The following is a 251-nucleotide window of genomic DNA, read 5'->3' on the forward strand; positions in this document are numbered from 1 at the left end:
TTGACCAGTCCGTCGGTTTCTATCGGCGTGGTGATGGTCACCGCAGACGGCGCGGCATTGTCCAGGGTAATGGTTTGCGTGGCTGCGGTGGACGTGTTGCCCGCCGTATCCGCTTGCGTCGCCGACACCGTCAAGGTGCCATTGTTCAGGCCGCTGACATCCAGCTCACTGCCACTGAGCGTCCAGTTACCGGAGTTATCGGCGGTCACAGTGCGACTTACCGAGCTGTTATTGTCCGTGATGGTCACGGT

General features: G+C 60.2%; 1 protein-coding gene. It reads right to left on the reverse strand.

Annotated features, from left to right (window positions below; translation table 11 throughout):
• A partial coding sequence (locus TW77_RS25485) for an Ig-like domain-containing protein (protein WP_046007443.1) occupies positions 1-251 on the reverse strand: 251 nt, incomplete at both ends.

Origin of the sequence: Pseudoalteromonas rubra (genome assembly GCF_000967655.1) — a bacterium.
Taxonomy (GTDB): Bacteria; Pseudomonadota; Gammaproteobacteria; order Enterobacterales; family Alteromonadaceae; genus Pseudoalteromonas; species Pseudoalteromonas rubra_A.